The sequence below is a fragment of the Rubripirellula lacrimiformis genome (assembly GCF_007741535.1).
GTDB lineage: Bacteria > Planctomycetota > Planctomycetia > Pirellulales > Pirellulaceae > Rubripirellula > Rubripirellula lacrimiformis.
The window spans coordinates 2,360,042-2,374,923 of the sequence record NZ_CP036525.1; the positions used below are offsets into that span (position 1 = coordinate 2,360,042).

General features: G+C 56.0%; 11 protein-coding genes. 4 read left to right on the forward strand and 7 right to left on the reverse strand.

Going from position 1 to position 14,882, the window contains the following annotated elements; translation table 11 throughout:
• The first annotated feature begins 455 nt into the window (after window positions 1-455).
• Genes K227x_RS08415 through K227x_RS08425 form a run of 3 tightly spaced genes read left to right on the forward strand, consistent with a single transcriptional unit; the run spans window position 456 to window position 5,055 of the window.
• Window positions 456-2,594, forward strand: coding sequence for a coiled-coil domain-containing protein (locus tag K227x_RS08415; RefSeq protein WP_145169104.1), 2,139 nt, complete (start codon window positions 456-458; stop codon window positions 2,592-2,594).
• Window positions 2,595-2,646: 52 nt separating this feature from the next.
• Window positions 2,647-4,089, forward strand: coding sequence for an MBOAT family O-acyltransferase (locus K227x_RS08420; RefSeq protein WP_145169105.1), 1,443 nt, complete (start codon window positions 2,647-2,649; stop codon window positions 4,087-4,089).
• Between the two features lie 3 nt (window positions 4,090-4,092).
• Window positions 4,093-5,055, forward strand: a complete 963-nt coding sequence (locus K227x_RS08425; protein WP_145169106.1) for a hypothetical protein — start codon at window positions 4,093-4,095, stop codon at window positions 5,053-5,055.
• Between the two features lie 46 nt (window positions 5,056-5,101).
• Here K227x_RS08425 and K227x_RS08430 read toward each other — a convergent pair whose 3' ends face one another.
• Window positions 5,102-6,211, reverse strand: a complete 1,110-nt coding sequence (locus K227x_RS08430) for a glycosyltransferase family 4 protein (protein WP_145169107.1) — start codon at window positions 6,209-6,211, stop codon at window positions 5,102-5,104.
• A 26-nt stretch (window positions 6,212-6,237) separates the two neighbouring features.
• Window positions 6,238-7,179 carry a glycosyltransferase gene (locus K227x_RS08435; RefSeq protein ID WP_145169108.1) on the reverse strand — a complete coding sequence of 314 codons (942 nt, stop codon included), beginning with the start codon at window positions 7,177-7,179 and terminating at the stop codon, window positions 6,238-6,240.
• 321 nt (window positions 7,180-7,500) lie between these two features.
• Between K227x_RS08435 and K227x_RS08440 the strand changes: the two genes are divergently transcribed.
• Window positions 7,501-8,961, forward strand: coding sequence for a sulfatase (locus tag K227x_RS08440; RefSeq protein WP_246146674.1), 1,461 nt, complete (start codon window positions 7,501-7,503; stop codon window positions 8,959-8,961).
• A gap of 119 nt (window positions 8,962-9,080) precedes the next feature.
• Here K227x_RS08440 and xerC read toward each other — a convergent pair whose 3' ends face one another.
• The 5 genes from xerC to K227x_RS08465 form a co-directional block, all read right to left on the reverse strand.
• Window positions 9,081-9,989, reverse strand: coding sequence for a tyrosine recombinase XerC (xerC, locus tag K227x_RS08445; RefSeq protein ID WP_145169109.1), 909 nt, complete (start codon window positions 9,987-9,989; stop codon window positions 9,081-9,083).
• A 15-nt stretch (window positions 9,990-10,004) separates the two neighbouring features.
• Window positions 10,005-10,250 carry a hypothetical protein gene (locus K227x_RS08450; protein WP_145169110.1) on the reverse strand — a complete coding sequence of 82 codons (246 nt, stop codon included), beginning with the start codon at window positions 10,248-10,250 and terminating at the stop codon, window positions 10,005-10,007.
• 73 nt (window positions 10,251-10,323) lie between these two features.
• On the reverse strand, window positions 10,324-11,622 hold the full coding sequence (locus K227x_RS08455; RefSeq protein ID WP_246146675.1) for a hypothetical protein: 1,299 nt from the start codon (window positions 11,620-11,622) through the stop codon (window positions 10,324-10,326).
• A gap of 306 nt (window positions 11,623-11,928) precedes the next feature.
• Complete coding sequence (locus K227x_RS08460) at window positions 11,929-13,194, reverse strand: OmpP1/FadL family transporter (RefSeq protein ID WP_145169111.1); 1,266 nt, start codon at window positions 13,192-13,194, stop codon at window positions 11,929-11,931.
• A gap of 274 nt (window positions 13,195-13,468) precedes the next feature.
• Window positions 13,469-14,857 carry an SAM-dependent methyltransferase gene (locus K227x_RS08465; RefSeq protein ID WP_145169112.1) on the reverse strand — a complete coding sequence of 463 codons (1,389 nt, stop codon included), beginning with the start codon at window positions 14,855-14,857 and terminating at the stop codon, window positions 13,469-13,471.
• Window positions 14,858-14,882 lie beyond the last annotated feature (25 nt).

The following is a 14,882-nucleotide window of genomic DNA, read 5'->3' on the forward strand; positions in this document are numbered from 1 at the left end:
CCGGATTCGAGCGGCGGCCGAACGTATCACCGCGATTTAGGTGACCGCCGCCTGCCCTGCAGCCCGTTTCGGGATGCTTTGACCGCAAACTGGACGGTCTATACGGGTGTCTATTGACGGTAGGGGCCTTCCGAGTAGCCTACCAATGCAGAGTTCGGAGCTGCGCGGTTGCAATTTTTGCAGCTGAATTTCTGGTCCGCAGATGGGGACCGGCGGTGTTCGATGCCGCCAAGCATCCATCCGTCATCGGTCGATTAAGCGATCGGTAGGGCTGATCCGACTGAGATTTCGGTGGCAGGTTTTCGAACGACACCGTACCAGCCAAAATCCGAATTGATTGTCCAAGGCGGCCCCGTTCCTTCACCCGTATGGCTTGAAATGCATTCGGCGGAACGATCCGGCTAGCCTTTTCCCGTTGACCTCGAAGGCGTATCGAATCGCCGGAGTTGCATTTCGTGCAAGTTGCATCCCGTCGTCCGAAGCTGCAAATTCGGTCACCCCTTGAATTGGCCATTCGTGGGGTCTTGGCTCGTCCCGTGTATGTCGTTTGCAGTCTGATCATTGCGTTGCTGGTTGCGGCGGGCTTGGCGACTCAAATGCGAAGCGAACGCTATCGGTACGTCGGCAAGATGCTGTATTCACCCAACCGAGTGACCGAACCCTATTACGTTTCACCCGATCTGCGGAACCTGACCGGCGCCGTCATCAGTCCCTCGCTGATGACTGATCTGTACGATCGATGGGATGTGCCGATCGACTTCGAAGTTTTTACCGATCGGTTGCGGTTTGACGTTTCCAGCGACGCGGCTTTAGAAACCGCCTACATGTCGAAAGACGAACAGCAGGCACGTGAACTGTTGCAAGACGCGATGGAAGAGTTCATTCGCAAGGCACGCACCTTTCGCGCCAATTCAATCCGCCAACATGTGGATGATTTCCAACGTGAAATCGAGGTCGCGGCCGAAGCCAAACTGGCCGCGGACATTCGGCTGCGCGACAAACTGCGACTGGGCCAAGTGCGCACGATCGAATCCTTGACGGCCGAAATGGTCAAAATACGTCAATCGATTTCGGATGCTGAAAATCGCATCGCTGCGGCGCTGGATCGACAACAGCTTAGCCGAGCACAGTTCGAGAGCATGTTGGCGCTGCAGAATGTGGAACGCAAAGTGCCGCGTCCGAGCGATCAAGATCGTGGTGATAGCGACGACGCGAAGACGATGGTCAGCACGGATGAGGATGGTGATTCCGATGAAGCGTCAGACGAGCAGAAAGATATCGATAGCGACGCCGCGTCCCGTGATCTAGCGGCATCTACCTACGAAAACGAACGAGAGGCGATCGAAGCGAGCTACGATCTGCAAAAACAGAAACTGTTGGAAGACCGTATCCGCCGAGAAAAAGAACTGGCAAGTTTCAAGGTTCGAATCGACGTCGCACGAAAGGAATTTGATCGGGCCAAGCTGTTGCACGAGCGTGATTTGATCAGCGATGCAAACTTTGAACGAGCCAAGGGGGATCTGGAAGTGTTGATGGCGAATCAGAATGAACAGGTTCGCCAGCTAGAAGAAAAACTGCTTCAGATCAATGGACGCATCAGCGGGCGTACCGACAGCATGCCCTTGCTTGGCGCCGTTGCCATCCCAGGGATGCCGCTGGCCGCAGCCGGTCAGTCGAACGAACATCAAACGATTGCTCTGTTGCGTGGCAGCGAGGTCGCGGCGGATGCCAATCTGCAGTACCTGGAATCGGAAATTCAAGGACACAAAACGCGGCTGCAGGAACTGGTGTCGCTGCAAAATGAAATCAAGCCCTTGCAGGACGACGTCGAATTGGCCGACCTGACACTGGGCCGTTTGAAGACGCGTCGCGAAACGTTCCAGCAGGCTAGTCGATCGGGAACCGACGAGTTGCGGATCGTGCAAGACGCCACTCCGATGATCAACGGTGTATCCAGCAACGCAACGAAGTGGTTCGCCGCGGGGTTTGTCGCCGCTTTTGGTTGCCTGATCACGCCCCTGTTTTTGGTGTCGCTTAAGTCCGCCCTTGATCGCCGACCAGAAACCGGATCGTCGTTCGGGCTTGCCGTTCTGGGCCGGGCCCCGAGTCGAAAACAGTTCGAAAAGAATGCTGTGACGGCCAACTCGGAAATGGCGCGGATCGCACTTCGCATTTGCCACCGGTTGGGGACATCCCAAGGGGTCGTCACACTGGCTAGCGATGATCGTGAACATGCCGAAACTCTGGCGCATCATGTCACCCAGGTTCTGCACGGGGAAGGTCGGACGGCGACCACGATCGATTCGTCAAAACTGGTCCGCAGTTGGCCTGTCAACGAAGTCGCTGATGTCCATCATGATCCAGAGGCCGGTCACGGCGTCTGTTTGCGGGAACTGCAGCAACAGTCCGACTTCGTGCTGGTCTTCAGCCCTCTGTTCGCAGATGCATTGCAATTGGAACAATCCGCTAGCCGAAGTTCGGGCATGGTCTTGTCGGTCCCACCGACGGACCTGCATTCGGCGCGGATGCAGCGGACGATCGCGGACTTGGCCACGCTGGAAACACCCGTGCTGGGTGTGGTCGTCCAACAGTAGCTGATCTCTGCGTCCCTGAATCTCGCGATCACCTTTCATTTCGCCTCGCTAAATGCTTTTCAACAGCTATCTCTTCTGGGTGTTTTTCATGTTGGTGCTGGCCGTCTATCGGCTGTTGCCCCATCGTGCCCAGAACGTTTGGCTGTTGGTTGCCAGCTACGTCTTTTATGGATCCTGGGATTGGCGATTCTTGTCGCTGATCTGGATCTCTACCCTGGTCGACTTTATCGTCGCGCAGCGAGTTCATGACGTCACCAGCGAAACCGCTCGGCGGCGTTGGCTGTGGTTGTCCATGGCGACCAATCTGGGGCTGCTGGGAGTTTTTAAGTATTGCGATTTCTTCCTCAGCGAATTGGTCCAGCTAGGGGACATGGTGGGGATTTCGATGCCGGTGCGTCTGTTGTCGGTCGCGCTTCCAGTCGGGATTTCGTTCTACACATTTCAAACGATGTCATACACGATCGACGTCTATCGTCGTCGGATCACACCTAGTCGTGACTTGCCGAACTTCGCGCTTTACGTCTGCTATTTTCCTCAGTTAGTCGCTGGTCCGATCGAACGGTACGAGCGGTTGATGCCACAGATCGAACAGCCACGTAAATTCAGCACGGGTTGCTTTCAGGAAGGGCTGTATCACGTCCTGATCGGTCTGATGAAAAAGATCGTCATCGCCGACAACATGGCGCCCATTGTCAACGCGGTCTTCGATATGCCCGCCGACGAAATCACGGGCCCCGAATGCTTGGTGGCAGTGTACGCGTTCGCGTTCCAGATCTACGGTGACTTTTCCGGCTACTCGTCGATTGCGCAAGGCGTGTCGAAGTGGCTTGGGATCGATCTGATGTTCAATTTTCGTATGCCCTATTTCGCCACCAGCCCCTCGGATTTTTGGCGCCGCTGGCACATCAGTCTGTCACAGTGGTTGCGAGACTATTTGTACATTCCATTGGGCGGGAACCGGGGCGGCGAATTTGCGACCTATCGCAACCTGATGTTGACGATGCTGTTGGGGGGACTGTGGCACGGTGCCGCCATGACGTTCGTTGCCTGGGGACTGTTCCACGGATTGATCCTGTGCCTGTATCGTCCGGTGGAACGTGGCTTGCAGGTGATGGTCGATCGCAATGGGTTGGTGCGGTTCGTTGCGACCGTCATCATGTTTCATTTGGTCTGCTTCAGTTGGCTGTTGTTTCGCGCACAAAACATGTCGCAAGCAATCGAGATGAGCCGGATGATGCTGTTGGATTTTGATGGTTGGGCGGCGGTCATGTCGGGGCCGGCGACCGCACCGTTGTTTTGGTCTGCGTTTGCAATGATCTTGTTCTTCGCATTGCCCGTCACGGCGTACGAATGGTGGGTAGAACGCCGTGGGAAGATGCTAAGTTTGCTGAGTGTCCGTTGGCCCGTCCGGGCCGCCTTCTATACCTACCTGGTTTTCATGATGTGGATCTTTCCGCCACCGACCGCCAGCGTTTTTATCTATTTTCAGTTTTGATGTATGTCTGACACCACCGGAAATCCCGTGACGACGCTGCACGAATGGGCGGAGCCTCCGAAACCTCGACAAGAATGGAAGGTCGTGGTCGCGGTTCTGTTTGCATTGATTGTGTTTGAAGGCACGATTCGGAAGCTGCAAAGCAAGCTGTCGAAAGATCTGGTCCACCAGTTTGGAATTCAGCAGATCATCGACGAAGTGGCGTCGGCGGATCAACCAAGTGGTCTGTTCCTGGGGAACTCGTTGATTCGTGAAGGTATCGACTCGGATACGTTCGCAACGATGTTTCCCGACTTGCATCTTGCGAAGATTCATCCCGACGATACCAGTGTCGTCGAGTGGCGATACTTGTTTGATCGTGTCGCAGCATCCGATTTGAACGCCGGTGATTGGGTCGTGATCGGGTATGCGCAAAACCAGTTGACCGACGACGGAATTGTCCGCCCCCGTCGACTTGGGGCGTGGTATCTGAATGCCGAAAACCAGGCGGATACGCTATCCGAAGACGTCACCAGTTTTGCTGGGCGTTTCGAATTGTTCGCCGCCAAGTATCTGACATCGTTCGCCGTCGCAGAACGCATCCGATCACGGGTTTTGGCGGCGTTGGTGCCTATGTACGAGGTCACCGCCCAGCGTTTGAACCGGGTCGCAGAGTTGGAGGAATCACCGTCGCCGACCGACGGTATGCGTGCGGCCAGCTATGTGCGGTTGGAACGCCTGTTGGCGGTCGCAAAGCAGCATCGGATTGATTTGTCGGTCGTTGCGATTCCGGTTGGTGAACCGTTTCGCCTTGATCCTGGTTTGCTCGCGAAGCTGGAAAAGGCCGGGGTTCGCCATATCGATGCCCGCAGTGTCCCGGGGATCGGGCCGGATAGCTTTCCCGATGGCTATCACATGGACCCATCCGCGGCCAAGTTGTTCACCGAATTCGTTGCGCAGCAACTGCGTCAGGAGCCTTCGCCATAGTTTCCGACGCGGCAGTCCTGTTGTGAATCGAATGTGTGGTTCGACCTTAATTCGATGCGATGGCTTGCTTGTAAACGTCCACATAGGCATCGGCCATGATGTCGGCGGAATAGACTTGAGCGAACACTTCTTTCCCCTTCGCAGCCAGTGCCGCTTGCTGATCCGGGTTTAATAAAACCGCTTCGATCGAATCGGCCATTGATGCCGCGTCCAACGGGACGGCGAATCCGACACCTTGATCCACCAATCCGGTCATCGCACCCACGCGTGACATGCCGATCGGGACACCCGCGTCCATCGCTTCTAGGATCGAGATCGGTGTGCCTTCGGTGGTGGACGGTTGTAAGTAGATGTCGATAGCGGTCAGCGTCCCACGAGCCTGTTTCATAAAACCTGCCAACATCACGCGATCCTCGATTTGGTTGCGTGCGATCGCGGCTTCGATGGGTTCTCGCTGCGGCCCTTCGCCGACGATCAGCAGTTTGACATCGTGTCCGCGTTGGACCAGGGCGGCGACCGCGTCGACAATCGCCACCTGATTCTTTTCGGGGCTCAGTCGGGCGACGGTTCCCAAAATGGTTCCCGACGCAACAAAGGACTTCAGACTTTCGCTCCACGATGACCGGTCGGCCACCGGACCATGGTTGTCCATCGGGCGGATGCCGTTGCGGATGACAGTGATCGGCACAGGAGTGATGTCTCGCATTTCGTCGGATACTCCGACAACGCTGCGGTGAAATCGAAGCGACTGACGATCCAGCCATTCGTAAACTGCGATTGCCGATATCACGCGTGTCGTTGTGAATCCATGCAACGTCCGCACCAGCGGCGGCATCGGGCAACGCCACCTTTGCATTCCAAGCAAGACACTGGCCTTGTAGTCGTGAATGTGACAAACGTCGACATCATTGGCGATCAACCACGCTGCCATCTGGCGTCCGCCGCGAAGATCTAGTCCCCGTTTCAGTGAAAAGGTATGTGTCGCCAAACCTTCGTTTCGGGCGACTTCCGTGACTTCCTTGGGATCATCCCCGGGCACGCGGATGCTGCCCAAAATTGAATCGATCCCGGCGCTGCGATGGGCGCGCATCAATTCCAAGATGACTTGTTCTTTGCCGTACAAAGCACAGCTGGCGACGATATGAACGACCTTCATGACATTGGATCTTAGAGATGACTTGTCTAATTCGTCTTTGCTGCACCGACAAGACGTTCTCGTAGGACATCAATGAACGAGAACCCGCGAGCGGTGAAATACAACCACGATAAAAACATGCATTGGACAAAGCCGCGGCGAAATCCGCCTAGCCACTGATGGGCTGCCAGCGTTGAAAGCGCCAATGCAAAAATCGGATAGGCCAAAATCGCTGGCCACCACCCTGTGACCCACGGGCCGATCAAACTGAACAAAAACGCGGCTAGCAACATCAGCACAAAAATGGGGATCTTCGAAGCAAAGATTCGGCTGATGGGAGTGAAGTTTCCCTTTCCATGCCACCGCTCGCGGCGAAAGAAATGCCCCACCGTGTTGGGGTATCCCAGGTGCACCGTGACCAACTTGATTTCGTTGAACACATCCGCCCCATGCGCCCGAGCCCGTTCACAAAATTCGTGGTCCTCGCCGGTCTCAAAACGAATGTCAAATCCACCGATCCGGTCAAACAAATCTCGTGTGATCAATAAATGACCACCGTTGATGAAGGTGACCTTCTGTTGCTTTTGGAAGAGTGGGCCGAACCACACTTTGGCCACCCACGACGCGTTCGGGTCAACTGCGTAGACCGAACCGGCGACCGCAGGGTGCGAGGTGATGGATTCAATCACCGGGTCTAGGTTGTCCCGCCACGTGTCGTGCAGATAAACGTCGCCGTCGATGAAAACCAAAATGTCGCCACTGGAATGTTCGACGCCGTGATTGCGGACCGCGCTGATCGTGTATTTGTGCGGCAGTGTCAGTAGCGTCACTCCGTGCTGCACCGCGATATCGGGGGTCGAATCGGTCGATGCATTGTCGACCACGATGATCTCGTAATCTTCCCCCGCCATCTGCGCATGGATCGATTGCAGACACCGACCGATGTACCGATCTTCGTTGAATGCCGGGATGACAAACGAGAATTTCATGGAGAACGACGCCAGTGGGCGACCGCTGAATGCGGGGTGGTCGGATGAGACAATCGGAAACGTCCGTATACCGATGGAGACTAGTTTGAACGCAATCAGGGATCAACCGTACAGGATCCAGACCGGAGCCATGGTTGTCTGGATCCCATTGTCCGTGGACCAACCCCAGGCCAGACCCGCCCAGCGGTTATCATGTCGGATACCCGCAGGTACGCTGCCCCGTCCGAATGTCAGGAACGACCTGGCAGGATTGAAATCGAGCATCTAGGCGTCGGCCAGTTCCCCGCCACTTCCCCTTTTTTTCCAACCGGAGTCTAGCCAGTGATTCGACTTGCACTGCTATGGATCGTCGCCATGGGCATGACCCGTGGCGTCTACGCTGAACGACCCAATGTCGTTTTCTTTCTAGTGGACGACTTGGGCTGGGCTGATTTGGCTTGCTACGGCAGCGATTTTCATGAAACCCCCCACATCGATGCATTGGCTCAGTCGGGCATGAAATTCACGCAGGCCTATGCCGCGTGTCCGGTGTGTTCACCCACGCGAGCCAGCTTGTTGACCGGACGCCACCCAGTCCGGGTCGACATCACCGATTGGATTCCAGGGTCGCGTGCGAATGCCGAATCTAAGCCGCGATTTCAGCATGTCGATGATCGCAATGGATTGGCCCTCGACGAAGTCACCTTGGCCGAATATCTGAAGCAACAGGGCGACTATCAAACGTTCTTTCTTGGCAAGTGGCACCTCGGCGGCGAAGGCTACTTGCCGACGGACCAGGGATTTGATGTCAACATTGGTGGTGGTCACGTTGGATCACCGCCGGGGGGATACTACGCGCCCTGGACGAACCCCTATCTAAAAGCAAAGGCCGACGGCGAATACCTGACCGAACGATTGACCGACGAAGCGATCGATTTGATCGAAGACGCCGATCGTCAGCGGCCCTTCTTTATGTTGATGAGCTATTACAACGTTCACACGCCGATCCAGGCCGACAAACGTAGCGTCGATCACTACCAAGAAATTGCCAAAGAACGCTTCTCCACCGAAGTGGAACCGATCCATGAACGGGATGCCATCAGTCGATCACGACAGGACAACCCGCAGTTTGCATCCATGGTCGGCGCGGTGGACCTAAGTGTGGGACGGATCTTGCAGTTTCTGGAAAAATCCAATCTGCAGGAAAACACGATCATCGTCTTCTTTTCTGACAACGGTGGACTGTGCACATTGCCGCCACGCAAACCCAAACGCAACGGACGCCGGACTGCAGCCGAGAAGTTTGTCGGTGGCCCGACCAGCAACCTGCCGCTGCGTAGTGGCAAAGGTTGGCTCTACGAAGGTGGTGTTCGTGAACCAATGATCATGCGAGTCCCCGGTGTGACCCGACCGGGCAGCATCAGCGATCAGTTGGTCGTCAGCACGGACGTCTTTCCTACCTTGGTCGACCTCGTTGGACTACCGATGGCGCCGAAGCTGCACGCCGACGGAGTCAGTATCCAGCCGGCGCTGAAAGGCATCGCGATGGATCCACGCAAACTGTATTGGCACTACCCGCATTACCACGGCTCTGGCTGGAAACCGGGCGCATCGATTCGTGATGGCGATTGGAAGCTGATCGAATTCTATGAAACCGGTACGTCCGAACTGTATCGGATCAGCGAAGACATTGGCGAAACCAACAACCTTGCAGATGCCCATCCGGAGATTCGCGATCGATTGAAAACGCAGCTCCGTGATTGGCAAGTCGAATTGAACGCCAAGATGCCCATCGAACGTTAACCCATCAAACGTTAACCAATCGAATGTTAACCCGTTGGCAATGCGACGTTCAGCCGAACGCTGTCAGCGCGGACGGGTGGCTTCGTCCAACACGCCAGATATTTCTCGCGTGTTGTTCGCTATCCGATGTGGGCGCGAGGGTGAGCCTGTTCGTAAACGCGGCGCAGGTTCGTTGCACTGACATGCGTGTAGATCTGGGTGGTCGCCAAACTCTTGTGACCAAGCAATTCTTGAACGCTGCGGATGTCGGCACCGCGATCTAGCAGATGGGTTGCAAAGCTGTGACGCAGGGTGTGCGGGCTGGTCCGTGAATCCAACTGTGCCAAACCGATATATTTCTCTAGCATCCGTCCGACGCTGCGGGTGGTCAGGATGTTGCCGAATCGGTTGACAAACACGGGGGCCTGGCGGCCGAGTGATTCGGTTTTGGGGGCGCGAATGCGACGTTGTTCATATTGGTGGATGGCTTTGATCGCATACGAACCCAATGGTGCGATGCGTTCCTTGCGACCCTTACCGCGGACGCGGACGATCTGTTCGTCGGCGTCGACGTCGCCGTCACGCAGTCCTACCAATTCGCTGACCCGCAGGCCTGCCGAATACATGGTTTCTAGGATCGCCCGGTCACGCAGTCCCGACGTCTCGTTTGCCGGTGGCGTTAGCAGCAGTCGCCCGACTTCGTCATTGGTCAGCACATGCGGCAGTTTGCGTTGTCGCCGCGGGTTCCGAAGCGGCTTGGCCGGATTGCTGTTGGCGATCCCTTCACGCATCGCAAACTTGTAGAAGCTGCGCAGGGAAGCCAACTTTCGTGAAATCGTTGCCCGCGCATACTCGGCCTGTTGCAAGGCTGATTGGAATGCACGCAGGTCCTGAGGCGTCAGGCTGTCGGGATGTGGCACCCGACCATGAGTCGCTTCCAACCAATCGACCAGACCAAAGAGGTCTTCACGATAGGCTTTGATGGTCAAGTCCGAAGCGTTGCGTTCCTGAGCCAAATAAGTCAGGAACTGTGCGATCTCGCGACGCATGTTGCCGAAATCCGATTAGTGGAAGTCGTCGATCGATAGACTGTCGAACTCGTGCCCTGCCAGCGTGTCGTCCTCGGTAGGCACTGCGTCACGAATCTTGCGACTCAGCATCGCGGCGTCGTACCACGAAAAATCTATCTCGGGATCGGCGGCGAACCGGGCCAGTTGGCGAAGAGTTTCGTCGCGATTTGCATCGTCGAAAAGAAAAAGAAAACGCTCTTCACCTTTGACCAAGGCGAGAACGTTGATTTCAGTATCCATTGCGTCCATGTCCGAAAAGCAAGAAACGACCTGGTTTGCCATCGCGAGTGCAACTTGCCTGGCTTACCTGGCCTCAGTATCGGCTCAGCGGCCAGCGGAGGATGAGGTCGCTTTCGTCCTTGCCCCCTCGAGACTCAAGCATTTCGGTAATGTGGAGGTGACAACAGAACTGAATGAAATCATCGCTACGTTTCAGATAACCCTGCCAACCGCTCGAACGTGCGTCATCCCCCGTCTCGACGTAATCGGCTAGTCGATTGGTGAAGTATGGATCGTCGCCGCGATAGATCTTGGTATGCGTCAGCACGGGGTCATGACTGGCGATTGCCACCGGTCGGACGGGTGACGGTGGATCGGGAATCAGGTCCGTTGGGTTGGGCCATGCGGGTGGCAAAGGAGCGTCCATGTCGGACCATTCCACGACTCCGCCGTCGCTGCCGTAAAACTCACCCTGATACACTTCTCCCTCGACGATCGTTCCGCTGTCGATGGTGTGGGTGTCGATGGTGTGTCCGCCGATGGGTTGCCCGTCAATGACGTACTCGCCCTCATCGATGACCTCACCCGAATCGACCAACTGACCCGATGTTTGGGTGACCAATCCGGATGGAATTGCTTCGGTTGGAATACGGCTAGTTGGAATACGGCTAGTTGGAATACGGCTGGGGGAGACTTGTCCAGGCGAGATATCGCCGGGGGCCGAGCCGACATCGCTTGGGGCTGCGTTTGCAGACGCGGCCGGGCCGCCAAGATTGGGCGAATCGGTGTCGGATGGCGCGTTGGGGATCGGTGGAAGCGGTGTCTGCGTGGCCAACTGGCTGCGTGCAAGTTCGAACTCCGCTTCACGGGCGATCCGCCGCGGGATCTGTTTCTCGGCTTCGGTCCCCCAGGGCAATCCGTAACCAGCCGGGATCGTGTGAAACCCTTCGTTCGCCGCATACCAGTGGACGGTCATCGCCATTCGTGGCGGATAGAAGGCGTCAAAGTCGGTGACTGAGCCGACGACCAACGCCTCGACCCCCATCATCTGTGCCAAGCGTTGAAAGTCTTCGCCCGAGGTCGGTTCGCCATAGGTCATGGCGTAACGCAGCCATTGGGTCTTGGCCACTCCGATAGGCAAGACCTCAAATCCCGGGACCGATTGCAGCGCAGCATAGTACTTCTCGGCGACCAAATCGGTATCGACGGTCGGTTCGCTGCTTTGGTTATAGAACGGCAGGACCGCAACCCGTTTCAATTGTGGAAACGGATTGTGGATCGAGTCACGTTGGCGAGTCTCGGGAAAGAACGAACAACCTCCGCCCAGAATGATCACCGCAAGTGCGACCACAACCAGATAGATCGTTGATTCAATCGATTGTCTGTGTTTCACGGTGGTTTGCCGGCGCTAAGAGTCCGCGCACATCATCTCCACCCCCGTCAACTGTATCGGCACGCCCGGACGGGAACCTTGACCTAATCGGAAAAGTTTCTTCGATCGTCACCCCCGGTTGTTTCCGGTGCCGCAGACCGATCAGCGGTCCTTGCGGCATCCTGTCCTGCGACCACCCTATCCGGCGGGCATCCAAACGCTGCGGACCTGCCGCCCCGTCGTTTGCTGCCTTCCGCGACCAAACCCGCCACGCCTGGATCGCAGGACGCGGTGGCCGATGCCGGCGGCAGTGAATGAGCGGTGGCACTACTGCCGCATCAGGATTCCGAAACTAAGAAAGTCGGCCGACATGGTGTTCGTGACCGACGATCCGGCAAGTGCTCCGGTGCCCGGCTGGATGATCGGGCCTGTGACCGCGTTTTCGAAGTAGTGCGAGTAGCCAGCGTTCAACGAAACCTTGTCGTTCAGTTTGAAGGAACCGCCAGCGCTTAGCATGTGTTCATAAATCAGCGGTGACGCCAGATTGAAAAACGACTCGTTGTTTTGGATCGGATTCTGGTTGTAGGTGTAACCCATCCGCAGGTAGATGCGGTCGTTGATCGAACGCTGGGCGCCCAACGCGAGGGCAAACACGCTGCTCCAGTCCAATCCGTTCAGTTTTCCTGTCGCATCATAGGAAGCGCGGTCGCCAAAGCCGTCTGCGTTCTCGTAATCAATGAATCGGGCATCGGCGGCAAACAACCATTTGTCAAAACCCGTGAATCCGAGACCCAGCGAGACGGTTGTTGGAAGGTCGATTTCAGTCGTCAGTGTGCGAGCGACGCCATTTTCGTCGACACCCATGAATTCGAACGTTTCCATCCACGCTTTGCTCTTGTACGAAGCACCAACGTGCCAGGCATCGTTCAGGATGTAGTACATCCCGGCTTGAAACCCACCACCCCAGTGGTACTTGGTCGCCCGACCCGCTGAATACGTGTTGTTTGAATTGGCGGAATCGAACACAAACGGTTCAAGTCCGACCTGGGCCGTCGTGATGACGGGGCCCGCGGCGACCGATAGACGGTCCGTCAATATCACCGACAAAACCGGTGCGATTTGCAGGAATGTCGCCTCGGAACTGATGCGTCCCAGACCAGATGGTTGTGGCATCAAGACCGGGTTCGTCGAATCCGATGGCAGGCTGGTTTTGAAACCGGCGACCGAATTGACCCCAAGCCCTAGCGTGAAGGGGGAATCTTCCAAATGATGCACCCAACCAAAGTTGGGAACCGGGAAGGTTCCTGGGTCCGCATCCGTGCTGCCGCCGAAGGGGCCTACTGATGACGAAACATTGTGATCGGTAAACAACAGATCCACCCCGACTTCAAGCTCGGAATGTTCCAAGCCGCTGATCGTGGCGGGATTCCAGTAGAGCGCACCGAGTGCGCTGATCGGCGCCGCTGTGGACGCCCCCCCCATCCCACGATGGACCGGTCCTGCTGCGGAAATGATTGCGCCCTGCGAATATGCCTTGCCCGACATACCCAGCGCAAGAAATAGCCCCATACCTAGCAAAAGGTATCTTTTCATCGAACGTGCCCCGTCGAATGGTCGACCTCTGCGATATCAGCCGAAAGGTCTGACATCACAGTGATTGTCGTCTTTTCCGACACGGCGAATTGGCAAAATTGCAAATGCCCATCCAGCTTAACAGGGTCCGCTTAGATAACCTGCGATGGCATCCGGCTGCGTTCCGCCCCATGCGGATCGAAACGCAGCACTTCGTTGGCTCGCCAACCACTTCGAAACCGGGGAACGCTGTCCCCGGGATGGATACCGGTATCGAACACCAGTCAATGGTTGATCATCGCTGGAAGACTTGCGAAACGGCGAACTGATAGGTCGATAATACGGGGTCGTTGGAGCCGACGTAGGTCCCCACCGATGTCGACTGGGTTTCCGAGTAACCGCAACTACCAAGGAATTCACCCGGCTGGTTGTTCCCGAAGATAAACCGCTCGCCCAATTCTTCCATCCCTTGGATGAAGTTCACAATTTCCATCGATGGTACCGTTCCCTCGACAACCGCTTCCGTCACCATGTCACACCACACGCGACTATCGCGATGATGCAGCAGGCTGGAAATCTGATGAAGGATGGCGCGATTTTCTTCGGCGGTGAAGTACATCGAACATCCCTCGTAAATGACCGCGGTCGGCAATTTGGGATCGAAATCCGGATGTCCTAGCAAACGCTCGGATAGATCGTCGACTTTAAAGTCCGCTTCAATCGTATGCCGAACGATCGAAGAACTGCGTGGGACTTCGTTGACCACTCGTTTGCGTTCTTCAAGCATCTCCGGTAGATCGATTTCAAAGAACGTCGGGTTCCCCAGTTCGTTGGATAGACGAAACGGTCGCATGTCCAAACCAACGCCCAAGATGATTACCTGCCGTAGCCCAGGGATGCGACGCAACGTTTCGTCGGCATGGCTGGTTCGGGCCAATACCATCTCGCGAAGTTGCGGCAAAATGCCATGCAATCGTTTGGCCAATAGTTCGCCATGCGGACCGGCGGCTTGCCGTTCGTGGCTTTGATCAACACGAATCTGTGGGCCATCGGATGACGCCCGCAGCCCTGCGATCATCCGCGCCGAAGCCTTCAACTTCTGTTTGAACAACGGCGAAATGCGGGGGTTCGTCTTAGTAGGTTTCAGCTGAATCGAAGGCTGTGCGAAATATCGCATCTCGGCCTCTGCCACCAATTCACCATTCGACGTGAAGGTTACCGGAAGTGTGACCAGCACACGTTTCCCCGCAAAATACCTCTGACGTACGGTGTCTGCCACACCCGGTGGGATCTCGCAGGTACCAACCAGATGTCCGGTACTAGGATTGCGATATTTGACATCCATCGATGCCAACCATAGCGATGCAGAATTGTCATCTGTACATCGGTGTATCCCCGAAAGGGGGACGCCGCGTAGTAGAGATGCTAAAGCCAATCCGCCCGTGTAGTCGGCCGATAACGAAATCAACGCGGCTTGATGGGTGCCATGTTGATTGGTTGCCGCTTGGCAAAGAGGTAGTTCCGACTGGCACCCCCCTTCGGTCACCGAAGTAACTCGCCATCCCACTTCCTTTAATACCGGAATTGCTTCATGCAGCAATCGTGTCATCAACGGGGGGTTCACTCGTTCGCTGTAATCCTGATCCCAATCAATCTCTTGCCCACTACGAATTAACGTAACCATTGTCTTCTCCAAAATGAAATCTGGG